This window comes from Nonomuraea terrae (assembly GCF_004348995.1).
GTDB classification, from domain to species: domain Bacteria; phylum Actinomycetota; class Actinomycetes; order Streptosporangiales; family Streptosporangiaceae; genus Nonomuraea; species Nonomuraea terrae.
Genome location: NZ_SMKQ01000066.1, coordinates 18,980 through 38,761, shown reverse-complemented (window position 1 = coordinate 38,761; position 19,782 = coordinate 18,980). Strand labels below are relative to the sequence as shown.

Below are 19,782 nucleotides of genomic sequence, written 5' to 3'. Positions count from 1 at the left end.
AGGGTGCCAAGGGCTGGTCCTCGGCGCGTGAGGCTCGCCTGGCCGTCTTCAAGTGGATCACCCGCTACAACACCCGCAGGAGACATTCCGCCATCGGCTACCTCAGCCCGATCGACTACGAGCAGCAGACCGTCGATAGGGTGCTGCTCGCCGCATGACAACCGGTGTCCACACCTCGGGGTGAGCCCCCGAGCAGTTCACGCGCCTGCTGGGGCTGACCACCGAGCGCCGATCGATCTCGTCGCTCACCTTGGCCTTGCGGAACTTGGCCTTGTGCAGCGGATTTGCCGAAAGCTCTTCCAATTCCACGGCGTACTCAAGCGGCGGCGCGGCGCGCCGCCGTACACCCGGCCCTCCGCCCGCCGGCAGTCCGGGCGTGCGGCCTGGGGCCCGGTCCCGGACGGCGGCGGGACACCGGGCCGGGCGCCGCACGCCCGCCGCACCGCATGCACCGAACGCGCCGACCGAACGCCGCACCGCCGCATGACCAGGTCAGTCCTCTGCATCGAGCAGCCCGGCGGCCTCCGGGAACGTCTTCAGGAACTCGCGAAATTCGGGCGCAGACTCCGCTCTCTCCCTGATCAGCGCGATCAACCTGAATCGATCCTCGGCCGGCCGCGGATGTTGTTGCAGCACGCATGAAACCCGCTATAGCGGGGGCACCTCTCGTACCCCGACCCCTGAGAAGGCAGTGGGTACGTTTGAGATCGGCGCTGAACTTGGCCGGTTTGTCGGTGGCGGGCTCTACGCTCGCCGTCTATGAGCCCCTATGCGGAGACCGTCCGGGCGGAAGTGGATGTCGAGGACTGCAGCACGGTCTTGCTGACGGACTGGGACGGCGACGACGCGGGCGACGTGGTGTGGTCCGTCGCGCTCGTCACGGTGCGGAAGGCCATGGCCGAGCTGTCGATCGTGTATCAGCACGGCGACGGCATTCCCTTCACGGTGACTATTGCCGACCACGACCCGGGTGCCGATCTCGACGGGTACGAGGAGATCGTGGAGATCGACTTCCTGTCGGCGACCGGCGAGGTCTCCCTGATCGGATGGTGCATGGACTGGGATGATACGGCGGTGCGCCGCCTTCCTCCGCTACCCGCTGGTCCGGGCCTTCACCGGCTGCGTTACCACGTCCGTAGCACGCTTGAGGAGCGGCCGGATATCGCCGGCAACCATCACTACCTGCAGATCTGGCCCGCACAGCCGTCCCCGCCCGTCGTCGTCAAGCAGGGCGAATGGATCGCTTATTTGAACGACGCCGCCACCTGAGGCTCGTGGCCGGGTGGCGTGTGCAACATGCGTGTAATGATCAAGAGCATGAAGGTGCGCCTCGGAGGCTCCACCACAGGTGGAAGGACGTGCATAGTTCAGGGTCTAGGCCCAGATACCCTTCACGTACGCCCGGCCGCCGTTGAGGTCGTAGGCGGCCGAGTTGAAGTCGAGCCTCGGGATCGAGTGACCGGCGTACTCCCAGTCGACCAGGTTGTAGGAGCGCAGGATCGGCGCACCCGGCGAGTTGTTCATCGTCGAGGCCGAGTAGTAGTAGGCATCGCCGACCCGGATGATGTCGCCGTCGGCGAAGTCCTGCCAGACGACCGGGTTGGTGTAGGTGCCGACCGGGACGAGTTGCCATTGCTGGTTGGTGCCGCCCCAATCGTCGTGCTGGACGATGTCGGCGCCGTCCGCGGTGGAGGCGTTCCGGACTTCAAGGGCCTTGTTGCTGTTGCGGTTGATGAGCCGGACGTGGCCGTCGGCTGGAATCGGCGAGTCTCCATTGCTGGTTGGTGCCGTTGTGGTCGGCCCATTGGACGATGTTCGCACCGTTGACGGTGGAGAAGGGGGAGACGTCCACGACCTTGCCGGAGTGGCGGGATTTCAGCCGGTAGTAGCCGCCGCCGGAGTCGACGAACTGCCACTGCTGCTGGTTGCCGTTGTCGCGGGTCCACTGGGTGATCCGGCCGCCGTCGGCGGTGGACAGGTCGTAGACGTCCAGCGCCTTGCCGCTGTTGCGGTTGACCAGCACGTACCACGCGTTGGTGTCGAGCGTCGCGGCCGACGCCTGGGGCGTGAGGAACACGCCCACGAGAAGCAGTGACGAGAGAACCGCGAGCACGCGCTTCACTGGAACGTCCAGAGGTTGTCGTTCGCGCCGTTGTCGTCGGCGAGCACGCCCTGTGCGCCCTGCGCGCCCTGCGCGGTGGCGGCGAGACCGAGGACTCGAGGGGAGCGCGGCGGCCAGAGCGGGGGATGTGCCGGCTACATGGCTGGAACGTCTCCCCGCCTGGGGTTTTGCCTCCAAGGAGATCGCGCCGCACCGCTCGCCGCCTGTGAAAGTTTCACAGTGCCGCCGCCTGGGCCGCCTCGGCAGGTGAGCGCCGCGTGCAGGACGACGCCGGTGGTTGGGTGACCTACCACAACACCGACGCGTGGCGGGGGACACCGGTCGTCGACGGCGCGTTGTGGGGCATGTGGCAGACCGGCGGCGGTGGCACATCTCCCACCTATACGGCCTGCGTTCCAGATCGACGGCGACTTCGGCGCCGCGTCCGGCATCGCCGAGATGTCGCTGCAGAGCTGCGCCGCCGGCACTGCCGACGGCCTCGTGTCCATGTGGACGCCGAACAACAGCACCAACAACCAGTGGACGATCACGGGCGTGCGACGGCTGCTGGGCCGCTCGGGACCGTTGTCGAGGGCCGCTCCGCACGGGCCTGGCTCACCTTCCCTCGGCGTCTCACCGGGGCCGAGGGAAGGTCGCACCGGGGTGCGGTCAGCAGGTGGATCTGGTCCGGGCCGGCAGGCCCGGGCGCCAGGGCGACCAGCCGGTGAAGGTCACGCGGTGCTCGCGTTGTAGGTCCACTTCTGGTTGCTGCCGCCCCAGCAGCTGTACAACTGCAGCCCCGTGCCGTTGCCGGTGCCGCCGCCGACGGCGTCAAGGCACAGCCCGGACTGTACGCCCACGATGGTGCCGTCGGAGTTGACGCGCCACTTCTGGTTGTCACCACCCCAGCAGGAGTAGATCTGGATCCTGGCGCCGTTGCCCGTGCCTCCGGCGTCCAGGCACTTGTTGCCGTACACCTTCAATTCCCCTGCTGAGGTCTGCGTCCACTGCTGGTTGCTCTGACCGTTGCAGTCCCACAGTTGCGCCGCGGTGCCGTCGGTGGTGCTGGAGTTGGGCACGTCCACGCAGCGGCCGGAGGCCGTGTTCCTGATCTGCCCGGCGTCGCCCCCACCGGGTGGCGTCGTGCTGCCGCCGTTGAGCGCGTTGAGCACCGCGGTGTAGGCGGCCTTCTTGTTGCCGCTGCTGTCGAAGAGCAGCGGGGTGGTGTTGGCGCCGAGCCAGGAGTCGCTGTCGCGAACACCCCAGACCGTGATGCCGGTACACCGCGGCACCGCCAGGCAGTCGTTGACGACGTTGGCGTACGTGGTGGCCGAGCCGCCCTGGATGTCCAGCTCGGTGATCTGCACGTCGACCCCCAGCGCGGCGAAGCTCTGGATGGTCGTGCGGTAGTTGCTGTTGTAGGGGCTGTTGCTGTTGAAGTGTGACTGCAGGCCGACGCAGTCGATCGGCACGCCGCGCGACTTGAAGTCGCGGACCATGTTGTAGACGCCCTGCGTCTTGGCCCAGGTCCAGTTGTCGATGTTGTAGTCGTTGTAGCACAGCTTGGCGGCCGGGTCGGCGGCCCGGGCGGTCCTGAAGGCCACCTCGATCCAGTCGTTGCCGGTGCGCTGGAGGTTGGAGTCGCGCCGTCCGCCGCCGCTGTCGGCGTAGGCCTCGTTGACCACGTCCCAGGCGTAGATCTTGCCCTTGTAGTGGCCCATGACGCCGTTGATGTGGTCGATCATCGCCTGGCGCAGCGAACTGCCCGACAGCGACTGCATCCAACCCGGCTGCTGGGAGTGCCAGGCCAGGGTATGCCCGCGTACTCGCTTGCCGTTCTGCACGGCCCAGTTGTAGACCCGGTCCCCGCTGGTGAAGTTGAACTGCCCCCGGTTGGGCTCCGTGGCGTCGATCTTCATCTCGTTCTCGGCCGTCACCATGTCGAACTCGCGATTGGCGATCGTCGTGTAGGCGGAGTCGCCGAGCTTGCCCGAGGCGATGGCGGTGCCGAAGTAGCGGCCGCTCTGCGCGGCGGCCGCGCCGAGCGTGCCGGCCGCCGCGTCGGCCGGAATCGCCGTCGCCAGTGCCGTGATCAGGCCGAGTGCGCCGAGGGCGCCGGTGACCAGTGCCCGGCGGCGCGCGCCGAGCGGCCGCCTGACGGTAGGTGGGGACATCGCGTTGACACGCATGCTGGAGCCTCCGTATGCGAATCTTGGGGCAGGGTTCGTGCGGGACACACCCGCGGGACCGACGCCGCGTCCCAGTGGGGACACACACCACAGGCGTCGGGACGGCAGCCCTCTGTTGAGCACCGCCGAGCTGGTAGGGGAGATCACCTCGGGCACTCAGTGTGGAAAGGTCGCCGAAAGCTGTCAAGGATGGTGTGAAACTTTCGGCTAAGCAGGCTCATGGCTGTGTCAGTGATACTGGCATGATCTGCGAATTCTGGCCTTTGAAAGTTTCGGCCTGGCTCGCCCGGTGGCGGCTCAGGTGAAAGTTTCATGGCGACGCTCTCGCCGGTCGACTGCGGCCAGAGCCGATAACGCGAGGTAAGCGCGCTCGGCCGGTGCCTTCGCCGAACCCGCTGCAACCAAGTGTTCGCCACCGGCCTCTCCTCCGGCGCGATGGAGACCGACAACCTGCTCGCCACGTACCCGGACGCGTCCAGGGCCGGCGCGCTGTTCGCGGGGGTTCCCCACGGTCGCCTCGGGCCCGCCGGGTGCGGGGACAAGACGCCGCAGCAGTGGGGTGACCTGGTCAGGAACGCTCACCCCGGCTGCACCGGGCCCTGCCCGCGTGTGATGGCCTGGCACGGCACCGCCGACTCCGTGCTGCCGTTCACGATGCTGCAGGAGGAGATCGACCGGTGGACCGACGCGCACGGGCCGGGCCGGACCCGACCTCCACCGACAGCCCGCAATCCGGACGGACTCGGTTCGGCTCCGGGCAGGTCGAGGCGTACACCATCACGGGAGCTGGCCACGACCTGCCGCGACCAGGGATGGCCGCGCACGCCGTACGCTTCTTCGGCCTGGACGGCGGCTCGTCCACCACGACGCCGGCTCCACCACCGCCGGGCAGATCAGGGGATTCGGCTCCGGGCGTTGCCTGGACGTGCCCGGCGTCGCCGCCACCGCCGACGGCGCGGCGGTGCAGTGGTGGGACTGCGAGGGGCGCCGCAACCAGCGCTGGACCCCCACCTGAGGGCCGTCGTGAGACACACCTTCGCCGGAGGCGGTCCTCCGCTTCCGGCGAAGGTGCTCCGCTACTCGACCGGCGGGCGCTGGGGGTCGGGGGCGCCGCGGTACGGGCCGGTCGGACCAGCCTGCTCGATCACCCGCCTGGCCTCTTCGGGGAGGTTGTCCGGGGTGATGGTGGTGTTGTCCCGTGCGATGTTGCCGCGCTGGCCGTCGACGATGCCGGTGATCGCCGGGTTGGTGGCGTAGTTGCCGATCAGCGTGAGGTCGCCGGTGCGGTTGCCGTTCTGGTTGTTGGCGTGCGCCCACTGTGCCGCGGTGTTGACGAACACGTTGCGGCTCGCCGACAGGTACCGGGAGCCCTCGTCGAAGTACAGGCCGAGCTGCCCGCTGTTCTCGCAGTAGTTCTCTTCGATCGTGCTGCGGGGCATCGCCGAGAGGGTGTAGAAGCAGCCGGCGTCGAACATCGTCTGGACGACGTTGCGCACGTGGTTGCCGACCACGCGGACGTCGCTCGAGGTCGTCGGCGTGTCGTAGATCGGCTGGAAGTCGTAGAGCCCGCGGTTGAGGTACTCGGGGCTGCCGCCCGGGTCGTTGGCGCCCCAGCCGAAGCCGACCCCGATGCCGGTGTACGGCATGTCCGAGACGTAGTTGTGCTCGATGGTCAGCCGCGTGACGTAACTGGCGAAGATCGCGTCCTGGTCCAGGTATTCGCGCGCGGTCGAGTAGACGCGGTTGTCGCTGAGCTTGATGTCCCTGTTGACCATGCGCGGGTCGGAGGGATGGTGCGCGTCGGGTCGTACGCCGCCGACCACGATGCCGCCGCCGGCGCTCGCGGTGAACGTGTTTCCCCTGACCGTGACCTCGTGCGCGCCCAGTCCCACGCCGCCGGCATGGGCGTTGGCGTCGTTGCCGATGCCGAGCCCGACGGAACCGAGGTTGACGAAGGTGTCGCCGACGAAGCTGACCCTCTCCGCGGCCGACACTTGGACCGCCGCGGCCGTCTGCGCCCAGCTGTTGCGGGATCCTTCGAACCCCTTGCAGCCGAACGCGCACGACGTGAACGCGTCGGCCGGCCGGTGCGGCTGGACGCCGCTGATGAACACGCCGGTCTGCTGGTTGGCGTAGCCGTTGGGAGTGCTGGGATGCAGCCACGTGGTGCCGGTGAAGGTCAGGCCCTCGAACCGCAGGTTGCGGGCGGGCTCGTCGTACGTTCCGCCGACCTGCAGCAGCGACTCCAGCCGCGGCAGCTCGACGCGCGCACGTGAGAGATCCTGCCCGGCGAGCGGCTTGTAGTAGAGCGTTCCGGCACTCGGGTCCAGGTACCATTCACCCGGCTCGTCCAGGAACCTCCTTGAGTTCAGCAGGAAGAAGGTCGGCGTGCGGAGCGGCGACTGGATGGTGTCATAACCGTAGGTGTTGTTGTCCCAGGCCGGTTGCTGCATGACGACCGTGGAGCCGGAGATGCTCTGCACGGGCGCGAAGCGGTTGGTGAACGACAACATCGCCTGGAAGTCGATGCGCTTTTGATCGGGCAGTGTGGCCAGGTAGGCGAGGTCGGGGTTGTTGACGGTGAAGCCGGCCGCGTTCAACGTGATGTCGCTGCGTGCCAGCTTGATGCGCGCCCGCTGCGCCAATACCCCGTCGACGTAGAGCTGCCGGCTGTCGAATCCCGTGCCGACCTGGGCCTTGTAGACGCCCGTCGCGGCGTCGTCGAGCTCCCAGCCGGTGACGGGCTTGGCGCCACTCAGCACGGGCTTGGCTCCACGCCCGGCCTTCCAGGTCACCATGTGCCCGTTCCGGCCGGAGTCGGCGGCGTCGAACCGCAGTGGCGCGGTCAGCCGGTAGATGCCGTCGAGGAGTTCGACGGTGACATCGTGCTTGCCCTCGGCCGCCGCCTCGCGCGCCCGCCGTTGTGCCTCCTCCAGCGTCGCCAGCGGCCGCCCGACGCTGCCTGGGCCCTTGTCGTCGGCGTTCTCGGTCCCGGCGGGCGCGACCACGATCGTCCGGTTCGCCGGGGCCGTGGCCTCCGCCCGGGCGGCGACAGGACCGATGCTGAGTCCGGCAGCGATCAGTAAGGCGGCGGACGCCGCAGTCGGCGTTCGCCCGCGCAGAACGAATGTTGGACGCACTGGTGTTCCCTTTCTTCCGGCACCTATGTGGCATGGACGAGCGGCGTCGAACGGTGCGAGTTCGCCCCGCCGTCCGGTCGTGGGTTCCAGGGCTAGGGGGTGAGCCGACGCTGCGACGCGGCGCGATGATCGGCCACCGCCAGCAGTCGCCGTCCGGCGTGCTCAGGCCGGACGTTGGGGGTGCCGGCCGTCATGACGTCGGCCGACCGGTGCGTGAGCGAGGTGATGGCGTCCTCGTCGATCGTGACGCCCAGGCCCGCGGAGTCCCCGAGGACGAACCCGCCGTCCTCGACGGTCAGGTCGAGGGACACCCCGAGTGGGGGCCGCAGGTCCTGCAGTTCGCTGATCATGTGGTTCGGTACCGAGGTCGCGGCGTGCAGCAAGGCGATCGGGGTGGTGCCGATCGGACTGACCGGCAGTTCATGGGCGTGCGCCAGAGCGGATACTCGCAGGAAATGGGTGATCCCCCAGACTGCGGCCGTCTGGACGATGTCAACGGCCCCCGCCGCCAGCAGTGGTCGGTACTGCTCCAGCCCGGTGAGATTCTCGCCCGTGGCGACCGAGGCGCGGACTCCGCGGCCGACGATGGCCAGACCTTCGGCGTCCCATCGCCGGACCGGCTCTTCGATCCAGACCAGGTCCAGGGTGCGTTCGAGCTCGCAGACGTGCCGGACCGCCTGTTTGCGGGTCCAGGTTTCGTTCACATCGAGAATCAGGCCCGGCCGCGATCCGTGCGCGGCCTCGGTCAGCACCTCCTGTACCAGCGCCAGGCGGTGCCGATCGCGTTCGATGTCGAGGCCCCCCTTGAGTTTGGCTGCCCGCAGTCCGTGCCGGGCGTAGACCTGGTAGAGGGCGACGAGTTCCTCGTCGGTCAGGCCGATGTCCAGGCCGGAGGCGTAGGCGGGGACCCGCCTGTCGCGACCGCCCAGCAGGCGCCAGAGTGGTTCGCCGGCTGCCTGCGCCTTGATGTCCCACAAGGCAGTGTCGAGCGCGCCGATGGTCCCGAACACGGCGCCCGCGTGGCCGGCCTTGAAGGTTTGCCGCAACATGCGGTCGTAGAGCGCCGTGACGCCGCGCGGATCTTCGCCTTCGATGGCGGCGAAAATGGTGTCGAGGTGCGTGTGCGGCCCGAGGCCGATGCCGGTGATCCCCTCGTCGGTGTCCACCATGATGATCGGCACCGGCACGTTCCCGTCGGCGTAGACGCCGTTGGCGTCACCCACGGGGCGGCCCCATTCGTGCATCGTCGTCAACGTGCGATACCCCGAAACGCGCATGTCAGCCCTTCGTGGAGCCGGCGGTGACACCGTCGGCGATCTGACGCTGAAGGAAGAGATAGAGCAACAGGACGGGTATCGCGGCGATCAGAACTCCTGAGGCGAACTGGGGGATGTTGTCCGAGTACTGTCCGCGCAGCGAGGTGACCCCGACCATGAGGGTGCGATGCTCTGGCGACGGCATCATCAGCAGGGCGATGAGCACGTCGTTCCAGCAGAACAAGGCATCGAGGATGCCGACCGACAACAGGGCCGGAGCACCGAGCGGGATCATGATCCGCCGGTAGACGCCGTAGGTGGAGTTGCCGTCGATCCTCGCTGCGTGGATGATCTCCACGGGGATGGTCCTGTAGTGGCTCGTCATCAGGAAGATGGTGAACGGGAGAAATTGCGCGACGTAGGCCAGGATCAGTCCCGGGTAGGTGTCGATGAGACCGCTGTCCGCCATGACCCGGGCCAACGGCACCATGATCACCTGGAACGGGACGAACAGCGCCGCCAGACAGCCCAGGAACAGCGCCGAGGAGCCGCGGAACCGCAACTGACTCAACGCGAAGCCGGCCATCGACCCGAAGAGCAGCAGCAGGATCACCGAGGCCGTCACCACGATGAGCGAGTTGGCGAAGTAGCGCGCCATGCCGACGCTGTTCCACGCCGCGGCGATGTTCTCCAGGTGCAGGGAGGTCGTGGGGGAGAACCGGTCAAGGATGTACTCCCGCCGCGTCTTCATGGCGACGTTGGTGGTGAACACGAGGGGATAGACGGTCGCCAGCGCGAGGAGCGCCATCGGGACGGCGACCATCCACCTGCCCAGGCGCTTGCCGGGCATCAGTCTTCCCTCCCCGCGCGGCGGAGCACACTCACCTGCAGGATTCCGACCACGAGCATGATGAGGAACAACACCGTCGATGCGGCCGAGGCGAGTGCCGGGCGGTTCATCCGTCCCTGCTGGATCCAGACGTAGAACTCCGGCAGGTACGTCGAACCTTCCGGGCCGCCGCTGGTCATGACGTACAGCAGGCCGAACATGGACGTCAGCATTCCGATCATGGTCGTTACGAAGACGAACTGGATGGTGCGGGACAGGCCCGGGATGATGACATGCCAGATGATCCGGGGCAGTGACGCGCCGTCCATCCGGGCGGCGTCCAGGAGCGCGGCGTCCAAGGTGGAGAATCCGGCGAGGAACACCACCAGGGCCATCCCGAACGTCGCCCAGACGTGCACGCCGATGACCGTGAACATGGCGACGCCCGGGTCGCCGAGCCAGTCGATGGGGCCGAGACCGATCGCTCCCAGGGCGGCGTTCAACGGGCCGTCGAAGCCGAGCATCAGGTTGAAGATCGCGCCGACGATCACCGGTGAGAGCACGGCCGGGAAGAAGTAGACGCCGCGGAAGAGCCGATGCCCGGGCACCCGCAAGTAGATGAACGTCGCCAGCAGGCCGGGGATCGCCACCGCAACGGGAAGCAGGACCACCAGCAGCCCGACGTTGCGCAGCGCGGTGCGGAACAACGGGTCGTCGAGCAGTTGCGCGTAGTTGTCGAAGCCGACAGAGGTCCCGTTACGCTCGCCGTCGCCCGTGAAGGAGAAGTTGACGCCCAGCAGCAGCGGCCACAACCGCAGCGCCACGATGATCAGTACGGCCGGAGCAACCAGGACGAAGGGCGCAAGACGCTCGGCCCGCGCCCCGCGGGGGATCCCCCCGGTGCCGCCGTGGCGGCCTGGCCGCTCGAACCGTGCTCCGGTGGTCCGCTCCGCTGCGGCCGAGCGGACCACCGGTGACGAGCCTCCGATCGGCACGCGATCAGCTCACCTTGTCCGAAGCGGCCAGTTGCCTCACCGCTTCGTCGACGCTCACCGACCCGCTCAGGAGCTGCTGGGACAGCCTCCCCATCAGGTCCAGAGTCGTGGAGGACAACGCGACATGCAGGGCGGGCTTGCCGTCCTTGATCTGGGGCACGATCGCGGCCACGGCGGGAGCGCCCTGCGACACGTCGATCGTGGTGTCGGAGGTGATCGCGCCCGCGCCGGTGTAGAACGCGGTCAGCGCGCCGGTCGAGGTCAGTGATCGCACCAGGTCGGCGGCCAGTTCGGGATCCTTGGTGGATTTGGCGACCCCGTAGCCGATGCCGCCGTCGTAGGGAAGGACGGACGTGGCCCCGCTGGTGACCACTGGTGCGGTCATGACGCCGACCTGGTCGGCGCCCAGGAATTCGCCGAAGTCCTTCCAGTGTCCGACATCCGACATCAGCCCGATGACGGTGGCGGACTTGCCGGTGTTGAAGAGCGCGAAGGCGTCGTTGAACAGCGCGGTGGAGTTGGCGCCGTCGTTGTTCAGGCCGTCGTCGTTGACCTTCTTCCACAGGCTGAAGATCTCCTTCACATGCGGAGAGGTCCAGTCGCGTTTTCCGGCGATCCAGTCGTCGTACTCCTTGGGCGTCAGGATGCCCGGCCCGAGGCCCGACATGAAGAACTGGATCCCGAACCCTTCCTTGTTGCCGAGGGCGAAACACTTGGCGCCGGCCGCCTTGTTGATGGCGGCGCAGTCGCTGACGAACTCGTCCCACGTCTTCGGCGGGTTCGCCGGATCCAGTCCGGCCTTCTGATAGAGCGACTTGTTGTAGTAGATCGGATGGCCCTGCAAGGTCACCGGGGCGGCATAGATCGTGCCGTCCTTGCTGAAGGCGTCCCAGCCCGCCAGCCGCTGCTTGTCCTCGGCCACGTACTGGTCCAGTGGCAGGAGCCCGTCGACCCGGTCGCGGATCTGCCCGCCGCCGTTGAACAACATGACGTCGGGGCCCTTGCCCGACTGGGTGGCCGCGCCTAGCAGGGTGTAGTACTGGTCGAACGGCTGGGCCACGAACTCGACGGTGACATCGGGATGCTTCGTGGCAAAGTCGGCCTTCGCCTTCTCTATGTAGGAGGTCACGCCGGGTTCGCCGGATTTCCAGTCCCAGACCACGATCTTGCTTCTGGGCTCCCCGGGGGAGGACTGCGTCGGTGCGGCGCTTCCGCAGCCGGTCACGGCCAATCCCGTGGCAAGGACGACTGACCAGAGTGTTCGCTGCTTCATAGCTCTTCACTCTCCAGAGCGCGGCCGGCGTTCCCGGCCGTCGTCCCGGGAACATAATTCGTATGATGTATGCTGTCAATACGCATGACGTATACTGCCGGTGGCCTAGCAGGTCACCGGAGGAAGATATGACGGCATCGCAGGAATCGCCCGGCAGCGTCCCCGTGCCCCCGCCCGCATGGGTCCGACGACCGGCCAGCCTGGGCAAGGCGGTGACGGCGGAGCTCGTCGAGCGCATCGTCCGCGGGGTGCACCCGTCGGGCACGCCCCTTCCCCCCGAGCCCGTGCTGTGCGAGACCTTCTCGGTGAGCCGGACGGTCGTCCGGGAGGCTGTGAAGATCCTCCAGGAAAAAGGGCTCGTCCAGGTCCGCCAGGGCGCGGGGACCATGGTGACCCCGCCCACGATGTGGGACATGCTGGACGAGCTCGTCCTCGCGGCGACCATCGACATGGACGAGAGCCTGGGGATCCTCGACGACCTCGTCGTCACACGCCGCCTGCTCGAGTCCGACATGGCCTATCTCGCCGCTCGGGTGGCGGGCGAGGAGACCATTGAGCGGCTGCGTGGTCTGGTGGACCGGATGGACGAGCTCGTGGGCGACCACGTCACGTATGCCGACCACGACCGCGCATTCCACGACACGATCATGCAGGCATCCGGTAACCGCATCGCCCGGGGCGTGGTGCGGGCGCTGGAGAGTCAAGTGATCAACACCGCTCGATACATGGGCAAGCCGGAACGAGCCCTGTGCGTGGCGTCCAACCAGGGCCATCGCCGGATCTATGAACGCATCGCCGCCCGTGACCCCGATGGCGCCAGCGAAGCGATGTTCACGCACATCACCGAGGCTTGGCTCGTCCGGCGCAACGCACCCAGCGCCCCCGTGCGCCTGCAACGCTAGCGCCGTCGCGAAGGCATCTCCGTCCCGGGCGAGCTGTCGGTCACCGGGTTCGACGACATGCCGCGGACCCGATGCGACCACGCCTCGGCTGACGTCCGTCCGGCAGCCTTCTCGTCGTCATGGCGCCGCGATACCGGCCCCGACCGCGGGATCCGGCCAACGTTTCTACCCGATGAACGGTCGGCCGAAAAGGTCTTGTTTCTCCCATCCCGATCGCTTACCTTTGCGCTGCAAACGTAACCGATAACGATTGCAATTGGTGAGGGCGGCATGGCCAACGGCGGTGCGCCGGTGTCGATGAGTGATGTCGCACGATTAGCGGGCGTTTCCACCGCGACCGTGTCGCGGGTGGTCAACGGGCGTTACGGCGTCAGTGCGAGCACCATCGCGCAGGTCCGTTCGGCCATCGAGCAGCTCGGCTACGAGTCGAGTCTGGTGGCGACGAGCCTGCGGCGCAGCCGCACCAATGTTCTGGGCCTGGTCACCCACAGTTTCCAGTCCTATACGGCTGAGGTGCTCAAAGGGGTGATGGATGCGCTGAGCCAGTCGGGCTTCGACTTGATCATCTACGCCAACAGCGATCTTTACGGGACGTATTCCGAGGGCTGGGAGCAGCGGCATCTGGCCCGCTTGGCGGGCACGCTCACGGACGGGTGCATCGTCGTCACCCCCTCGGGCGAGGTGCGATGTGGCACTCCGGTGGTGGTGATCGATCCGGCGAAGGGCTCGACGGTGCCGTCGGTGACGGCGGACAACCTCACGGGTGCCACCACAGTGGTCGAGCACCTCCTTGGCCTGGGACATCGGCGTATCGGATTCATCGCGGGCCGGTCCAGCCTCGAGGCGGCATGGTCGCGCGAGGAGGGGTACTGGAAGGCGCTGGGCGAAGCCGGTGTTCCCGTCGATCAGGAGTTGATCGCACGAGGAGACTTCAATCCCGAGTCCGCGGCACCGCTCGCGCGTGCGCTGCTGGACAGGGCCGACCGCCCAACGGCGATCTTCGCGGCGAGCGATGGAATGGCGCTGAAGACTCTGGAGGTCGCGAAGGACTTGGGGCTCAGCGTTCCCGGCGACCTGTCGGTGGTCGGCTTCGACAACATACCGGAGTCCGCGCTGGCCGAGCCTGGGCTGACCACGGTGGACCAGTCGATGTACTGGCTCGGGTACGAGGCCGCGCGCATGCTGAAGTCGCTGGTGTGCGGCGACTGGGAGGGGCCGAGTCAGATCATGCTCCCGACCCGCCTGGTGGTTCGCGGCTCCAGCGCGGCGCCGAGGAACCCTATGCGACCGTGACGCCACCCAGAGAGACGGCGCCTCATCGCATCTGACGTCCGGGGCAACGAACGTCAGATGGGCAAGCTGACCCCACGACGGAAGGAGGTGCGAACACCAACCACAATCATCCACCGCATGGAATCAGGCCGGCCAGTCGGGCATCAACCGTGGCCAGCCTTTAGGGAGTTTGCGCATGCCTTTTTTACTTTATCACGGCAGGTCAGGCCCTGGCGGGCGCCGGCTCGCAGCGGCGATCGCCGCCGGGGTCATGGCGGTCGCGGCAGTGTTGCTCGTGCCAAGGCCGGCGGCGGCGGACACGCCGTGGCTGAACGTCTCCGAGGACGGCTACGCGTCCTTCAGCGTTCCGGCAGCCTCCATCGAGGCCGGTGTGGGCGCGGTGTCGCAGGTCGTCATCGAAGGGAACTTCGGCCCCTCTTCCGCCTGGGCGGAGTTCGGCCTGACCCGCCGGGGTGACGTCTGGTCGGGGGTCCTCGGCCCGCTCAAGCCCGGGCTGTACTCCTACCAGGTCACGGGCGATGACACCAAGGGTCTCAAGGATCCGACGAACAGCACCGGCGTGGCGTCCAAGCCTCTATGGAGCACCTTCTTCGTGCCGGGCGACTCGGTGAGCCTGCTGGAGGACGTGACCGAGGGGCGGGGCGGCAAGGTCGAGACCCTGGTCTACCGGGCCGAGCAGCAGGAGCGGTCGGCTCTGGTGTGGACGCCGCCGGGATACGCGGCCAGAGGCCGTCATGCCTATCCAGTGCTGTTCCTGCGGTCTGGCGACGGTGTGAGCGCCACCGACTGGCTCGACCTCGGCCGGGCTAAGCAGATCTTCGACAACCTCACGGTCCGCAAGGCCATGGAGCCGATGGTGGTCGTGATCAGCGACGGCAGCGGGCCGGGCGACGACAAGGATCTCCGGGACGCGGTCGCCGACCGCTACCGTGTCCATCGCGACCCGGCGCATCAGGCGATCGCCGGTGTGGCCGAGGGCGGGACGCAGGCGCTGCGCGCCGCTCTGACCCACCCGGGTCAGTACGCCCACGCCGGCTCGTTCTCCGGTCTCCTGGCGGACGGCGTCAGCAGGGCGGACGCGAACGCGATCAACCGCCACGTCAAGCTGGTGCGTCTGTACACGGGGAACGTGACGGACCCCGCGTACAACGCGACCAACCGCCTGACGAAGGCGCTGGACAGTGCCCGCATCACGTACGAGTTCGATGGGGTCAACCCCGACGCCGGGGCGAACTGGAACGCCTGGCAGGAGAACCTGATTGATTTCGTGCCGCGACTGTTCCGCAAGGTATCGGATCACGGTCCGAGCGCCGGTCATGGGCAGCTGGAGGGCGAGTTCACCCCGCCGGCGGCAGGCACCACTCCGACGCCGTTCGTGACCGAGGACGGCTTCGTCACCTTCGAGACCACAACGGACTTCAAGGAAGCCCGGCACGTCACGGTGTGGGCGAACTGGGCTCCCAACGGGAGTTGGCTGCGCATCCCGCTGTCTCGTGCGGGCGACCGGTGGCGGGCGACCGTGGGTCCGCTCGACCCGTGGTTCTACTATTACCGGCTGATCGTGGATCGGGTCCCGGTCAAGGACGTGTCGAACCCGACGAAGGTGACCTCCGAGCCGGCCTGGAGCACCTTCCTCGTCCCAGGGGAGAAGGCGCGCCTGCTCTCGGACGTTCCCGCCGGTCAGGGCGGAGAGGTCGAGAGCATGACGTACCGGAGCACCGTGGCGAACCAGGACCGGACCGCGTTGGTCTGGACGCCGCCGGGATACGACCCGGACCGCGCGGAGCCGTATGCCGTCTTCTACCTTCAGCACGGTGGTGGCCAGAGCTACACGGACTGGGTCGAGATGGGACGCGCCAAGCAGATCCTTGACCATCAGTTCCTCGACGGGGATCTGGCGCCGATGGTGGTCGTGATGGGCAATGGCAACGTGTCCGACTTCAACAAGGAACTGCTGGAGAACATCGTGCCGGCGGCCCGCGCCCGCTACAACATCTCCAGCGACCCGTCGCGGCAGGCCCTCGCCGGCCTCTCGATGGGAGGTGGGCAGACGTTCGGGGTGCTCAAGGCGCACCCGGGGCAGTTCGCCTACGTCGCGGCGTTCTCGGCCGGTTTCGGCAGCGGCGCCGACGTCGACGCGGAGGCGGTCAACAACGGGACCAAGCTGTTGCGCCTGTACGTCGGCGACCAGACGGACTTCGTGTACCCGTCGTTCATGACGTCCCTGACCACCATGGACAACCTCGGTATCCGGTACGAGTTCGACGGGGTCACCCCGGGGCCGCACGGCTGGGACGTGTGGCAGAAGAACCTCATCGACCTGGCACCACGCCTGTTCAAGCGCTAGGCAGACCCGCCCGGCCTCCTACCAGGGTGGGTGTCGCCGGGCACCGCCAATGTTAACGCTCACATGGAGGTCAGCGCGAAGGACGGGGCGCGGGTCGCGTCACCTGCGTCCCGTCCCGGCCGATCACTCCATTCCAGCGGCGGCGCATGGACTTTCGTGCGCTGCGATCCCAAAGGGAAATATGCCAATGAAGAAGAGACTCCTTGCCGCGGCGGCCATGCTCGCCGCCGCGACCGCGCTGGTCGCCTGCTCCCCCGGCGGGGGAGGGGGCGCGAGCACCGCGAGCGGCAGCGGCGCCAGCAACTGCACGAACACGATCTCGAAGAAGAATCTGCCGGTCGTGACGATGTGGGGCTGGTACCCCAACATGCAGCTCGTCGTCGACAACTTCAACAAGCAGAACAACGAGGTGCAGGTCTGCTGGACCAACGTCGGTCAAGGCAGTGACGAGTACGACAAGTTCCAGACGGCCATATCGGCAGGCACCGGCGCACCCGACGTGATCATGATCGAGATGGACCGGATCCCGACCTTCCAGATCCAGAACGCGCTCGTCGACATCAAGAAGTACGGCTTCGACGCCGTCAAGGCCGACTACAGCGAGGGCGCGTGGAAGGACGTCTCGGTCGGTGACGCGGTCTACGGCGTGCCGGTGGACGGTGGCCCCATGGCGATGATCTATCGGAAGGACATCTTCGAGAAGTACGACATCACGCCGCCGAAGACGTGGGCCGAGTACGAGCAGGCGGCCCAGAAGATGAAGGACGCGGGTGGTCCGCCGTTCGGCGACTTCGCCGCGAACGTGTCGGCTCTCACCATGGCGCTGCAGATCCAGAAGGGCGCGGCCCCGTTCACCTACGACCCGGCGCAGCAGGGCTCCATCGGCGTCAAGCTGAACGACCAGGCCTCCAAGGAGGTGCTCGACTACTGGGGGCGCCTCGCGAAGAACGGGCTGGTCGGGACGCAGGACCAGTTCACCCCGGAGTACATCTCCGGCGTGATCAACGGCAAGTACGCGACGTACATCTCGGCGGCCTGGGCACCCGGCTACCTCACCGGTGCCGGCGTCGGCAAGGGCGAGGACACCGGCAAGTTCGCGGTGGCGCCGCTCCCGCAGTGGGATCCCGGTAACCCGGTGCAGGTGAACTGGGGCGGGTCTGCCTTCTCCGTGACGAGCCAGGCGAAGAACCCCGAACTCGCGGCGAAGGTGGCGTACGGCCTCTACGCCGACGAGGAGTCACTCACCCACGGCTGGACCAATCAGGTCATCTTCCCGCTGAACCTCAAGGCCATCAACGACCCCGAGTTCGTCAACCTGAAGGTGGCGTTCTTCGACGGCCAGCAGGCGAACAAGGAGGTCTACGTCCCCGCGGCCAACGCCTACAAGGGCGTCACCTACAGCCCGTTCGGCCAGTACTACTTCGACGCCATGACGAAGCAGGTCAGTGCCCTCATCGAAGGCTCCGTCACCGGCGCACAGGCCGCCGACCGGCTTCAGGCTGACGTGGCGAACTACGCCAAAGAACAAGGCTTCACCGTTCAGTGACGGAAAGGGTGGGCCGTCTGTCACCGGCCGGCCCACCCGCGATCCCCCAGCATCGACCTCCCGGAGTCCAGATTGACCCTCATGATCAAGAAGAGTGCGCCACGCACCCAAGTCAGGACGCAGAAAATTCGCGGCAAGGTGCGCCTCCGTGAGCATGTGATGGGCTGGCTCTTCGTCGGGCCATTCGGGATCGTCTTTCTGGCGTTTCTCATCGCGCCGCTCGCGTACGCGCTCTACCTCAGTCTTTTCCAGAAGAAATTGATCGGCGGCACCAGCTTCGTCTTTCTCGACAATTACGTGAAGGCGTTCACCGACCCGAGCTTCCTGTCCGGGGCGTGGTTCGTCATCCGCTTCTCGCTGGTCTCCATCCCACTGCAGATCATCGTCGCGCTCGCGATGGCCCTCATTCTGGATGCCATAACATCGCGGTTCGTCCGCTTCTCCCGCTTAATGATCTTCCTCCCCTACGCGATCCCCACGGTCATCGGGGCGGTCATGTGGGGATTCCTGTACAGCAAGAGCTTCGGGCCGCTCACCGACATCTTCGGGTTGTTCGGCGCCACCGCGCCCGACTTCCTCAGCAGTAACTTGATCTTCTACGGTCTGGTCAACGTCGTCACCTGGCAGTGGGCCGGCTACTACATGATCATCCTGTACGCGGCGCTGCAGGGCATCGACCCGACGCTCTACGAGGCCGCCCGCATGGACGGCGCCGGCGCATGGCAGGTCGCACTCCGCATCAAAATCCCACTGATCGCCTCCGCGCTGCTCCTGATCCTGGTCTTCTCGCTCATCGGCACCCTGCAGTTCTTCAACGAACCGCAAATTCTGCGTTCCCTCGCGGCCGGCACGATCGGACCGGACTTCACCCCCAACATGTACGCATATCAGCAGGCGTTTTCCCTCGCGAACTTCAACTATGGATCGGCGATCTCCTTCGCTCTCGGCGGGATCGTCTTCGTCGGTGTCTACGCCTTCCTGTTCTTCACCCGCAAGCGGAGGAGCTTCCTGTGATGAGTGACCGCTCCCGCGCCGGTGCCCGCCGCCGGCCACAACGCCACCTTCCCCTGCAGGTGCTGCTCGGCTTCCTGGTCGTGTACTTCCTCGTGCCGTTCTGGTGGGTCATCGTCAACAGCTCCAAGGACGCCCCCGGCCTGTTCGGCGGCGGCAACACCCTGTGGTTCGCCGAGCGGATCGACTACCTCGGAAATCTCGAACAACTGTTCGCCTATGACAACGGGATCTACGGCAGGTGGATCCTCAACTCCACGCTGTACGCACTCGCGGGTGGCGTCGGCGCCACGATCCTGGCCGTCATGGCCGGCTACGGATTCGCCAAATACCGGTTCGCCGCCAGGCGCTTCAGCTTCTCACTCGTCCTCGGCGCGTTGATGGTGCCGGCGACGGCCCTGGTGATCCCCACCTTCATGATGTTCTCCGAGTTCGGCCTGACCAACACGATCTGGGCGGTGATCCTCCCATCACTGCTCAACCCGTTCGGTGTCTACCTGATGCACGTATACGCGCGCGACGCGGTTCCCGACGAGATCCTGGACGCGGCGCGGGCCGACGGCGCGGGTGAGGTGCGAACATTCCTGCAGGTCGCATTCCCGCTGATGCGGCCCGCAGTGGTCACCGTGCTGCTCCTGTCCGCCGTGGCGTCCTGGAACAACTACTTCCTGCCTCTCGCCATGCTTTCCGACAACCGTCTGTTCCCCGTCACCGTCGGCCTCGGCCTCTGGCAGGGAATCGCCTCGGCGAACAACGCGGGCAGCACCTCCCTCTGGAGCCTCATCATCATGGGCGCGCTCGTGTCGGTCGTTCCCCTCGTCATCGCCTTCTTCACGCTTCAGCGGCACTGGCGCGGAGGGTTGTCCGTCGGTGGCCTGAGGTAAGCCGGTGTCGGCCTTC

The 19,782-nt window shown here is 67.0% G+C and carries 18 protein-coding genes; 9 read left to right on the top strand and 9 right to left on the bottom strand.

Features of this window, described 5'->3' with window-relative positions; genetic code table 11:
• On the top strand, nt 1-158 hold a 158-nt coding region (locus E1286_RS21885), incomplete at its 5' end, for an integrase core domain-containing protein (RefSeq protein WP_223189684.1).
• A 334-nt stretch (nt 159-492) separates the two neighbouring features.
• On the opposite strand, the gene E1286_RS47995 is transcribed toward E1286_RS21885, so the two are convergent.
• A complete protein-coding gene (locus tag E1286_RS47995; RefSeq protein ID WP_165969839.1) occupies nt 493-636 on the bottom strand; it encodes a hypothetical protein in 144 nt (47 codons plus the stop codon).
• 123 nt (nt 637-759) lie between these two features.
• Between E1286_RS47995 and E1286_RS21875 the strand changes: the two genes are divergently transcribed.
• Nucleotides 760-1,269, top strand: a complete 510-nt coding sequence (locus tag E1286_RS21875; protein ID WP_132615305.1) for a hypothetical protein — start codon at nt 760-762, stop codon at nt 1,267-1,269.
• Between the two features lie 105 nt (nt 1,270-1,374).
• Here the strand turns inward: E1286_RS21875 and E1286_RS50375 are convergent, their stop codons facing one another.
• The 3 genes from E1286_RS50375 to E1286_RS21860 form a co-directional block, all read right to left on the bottom strand.
• A complete protein-coding gene (locus E1286_RS50375; RefSeq protein ID WP_246075031.1) occupies nt 1,375-1,821 on the bottom strand; it encodes an RICIN domain-containing protein in 447 nt (148 codons plus the stop codon).
• Nucleotides 1,706-2,122: an RICIN domain-containing protein gene (locus tag E1286_RS50370; protein WP_165969836.1), complete on the bottom strand. Its 417-nt coding sequence runs from the start codon at nt 2,120-2,122 to the stop codon at nt 1,706-1,708. Before E1286_RS50370 ends, E1286_RS50375 begins: the two co-directional genes overlap by 116 nt.
• A 710-nt stretch (nt 2,123-2,832) precedes the next feature.
• Nucleotides 2,833-4,290: an endo-1,4-beta-xylanase gene (locus E1286_RS21860; protein WP_187368195.1), complete on the bottom strand. Its 1,458-nt coding sequence runs from the start codon at nt 4,288-4,290 to the stop codon at nt 2,833-2,835.
• Between the two features lie 925 nt (nt 4,291-5,215).
• On the opposite strand from E1286_RS21860, the gene E1286_RS50365 reads away from it, so the two are divergent.
• Nucleotides 5,216-5,305 carry an RICIN domain-containing protein gene (locus tag E1286_RS50365; RefSeq protein ID WP_246075030.1) on the top strand — a complete coding sequence of 30 codons (90 nt, stop codon included), beginning with the start codon at nt 5,216-5,218 and terminating at the stop codon, nt 5,303-5,305.
• 61 nt (nt 5,306-5,366) lie between these two features.
• Here E1286_RS50365 and E1286_RS21850 read toward each other — a convergent pair whose 3' ends face one another.
• From E1286_RS21850 to E1286_RS21830, 5 genes are all read right to left on the bottom strand, one after another.
• A complete protein-coding gene (locus E1286_RS21850) occupies nt 5,367-7,298 on the bottom strand; it encodes a right-handed parallel beta-helix repeat-containing protein (protein ID WP_132615303.1) in 1,932 nt (643 codons plus the stop codon).
• Nucleotides 7,299-7,522: 224 nt separating this feature from the next.
• On the bottom strand, nt 7,523-8,653 hold the full coding sequence (locus E1286_RS21845; protein ID WP_223190216.1) for a mandelate racemase/muconate lactonizing enzyme family protein: 1,131 nt from the start codon (nt 8,651-8,653) through the stop codon (nt 7,523-7,525).
• 55 nt (nt 8,654-8,708) lie between these two features.
• Nucleotides 8,709-9,536 (bottom strand): carbohydrate ABC transporter permease, encoded by an 828-nt coding sequence (locus tag E1286_RS21840; RefSeq protein ID WP_132615301.1) that lies wholly within the window; start codon nt 9,534-9,536, stop codon nt 8,709-8,711.
• Nucleotides 9,536-10,510 (bottom strand): carbohydrate ABC transporter permease, encoded by a 975-nt coding sequence (locus E1286_RS21835; protein ID WP_165969838.1) that lies wholly within the window; start codon nt 10,508-10,510, stop codon nt 9,536-9,538. The genes E1286_RS21840 and E1286_RS21835 overlap by 1 nt, the downstream gene beginning before the upstream one ends.
• Before the next feature lie 4 nt (nt 10,511-10,514).
• Nucleotides 10,515-11,639: an ABC transporter substrate-binding protein gene (locus E1286_RS21830; protein ID WP_223190214.1), complete on the bottom strand. Its 1,125-nt coding sequence runs from the start codon at nt 11,637-11,639 to the stop codon at nt 10,515-10,517.
• A gap of 272 nt (nt 11,640-11,911) precedes the next feature.
• Here E1286_RS21830 and E1286_RS21825 point away from each other — a divergent pair, with 272 nt between their 5' ends.
• The 6 genes from E1286_RS21825 to E1286_RS21800 all read left to right on the top strand — a co-directional run bounded on the left by E1286_RS21825 (nt 11,912) and on the right by E1286_RS21800 (nt 19,766).
• Nucleotides 11,912-12,685: a FadR/GntR family transcriptional regulator gene (locus E1286_RS21825; RefSeq protein WP_132615299.1), complete on the top strand. Its 774-nt coding sequence runs from the start codon at nt 11,912-11,914 to the stop codon at nt 12,683-12,685.
• Nucleotides 12,686-12,955: 270 nt separating this feature from the next.
• A complete protein-coding gene (locus E1286_RS21820) occupies nt 12,956-13,978 on the top strand; it encodes a LacI family DNA-binding transcriptional regulator (RefSeq protein ID WP_132615298.1) in 1,023 nt (340 codons plus the stop codon).
• Between the two features lie 175 nt (nt 13,979-14,153).
• Nucleotides 14,154-16,325, top strand: a complete 2,172-nt coding sequence (locus E1286_RS21815) for an alpha/beta hydrolase (RefSeq protein WP_132615297.1) — start codon at nt 14,154-14,156, stop codon at nt 16,323-16,325.
• Between the two features lie 187 nt (nt 16,326-16,512).
• Nucleotides 16,513-17,871 (top strand): ABC transporter substrate-binding protein, encoded by a 1,359-nt coding sequence (locus tag E1286_RS21810; RefSeq protein WP_132615296.1) that lies wholly within the window; start codon nt 16,513-16,515, stop codon nt 17,869-17,871.
• 81 nt (nt 17,872-17,952) lie between these two features.
• Nucleotides 17,953-18,885: a carbohydrate ABC transporter permease gene (locus tag E1286_RS21805; RefSeq protein WP_165969837.1), complete on the top strand. Its 933-nt coding sequence runs from the start codon at nt 17,953-17,955 to the stop codon at nt 18,883-18,885.
• Nucleotides 18,885-19,766, top strand: coding sequence for a carbohydrate ABC transporter permease (locus E1286_RS21800; protein WP_132615294.1), 882 nt, complete (start codon nt 18,885-18,887; stop codon nt 19,764-19,766). Before E1286_RS21805 ends, E1286_RS21800 begins: the two co-directional genes overlap by 1 nt.
• Nucleotides 19,767-19,782: the final 16 nt, after the last annotated feature.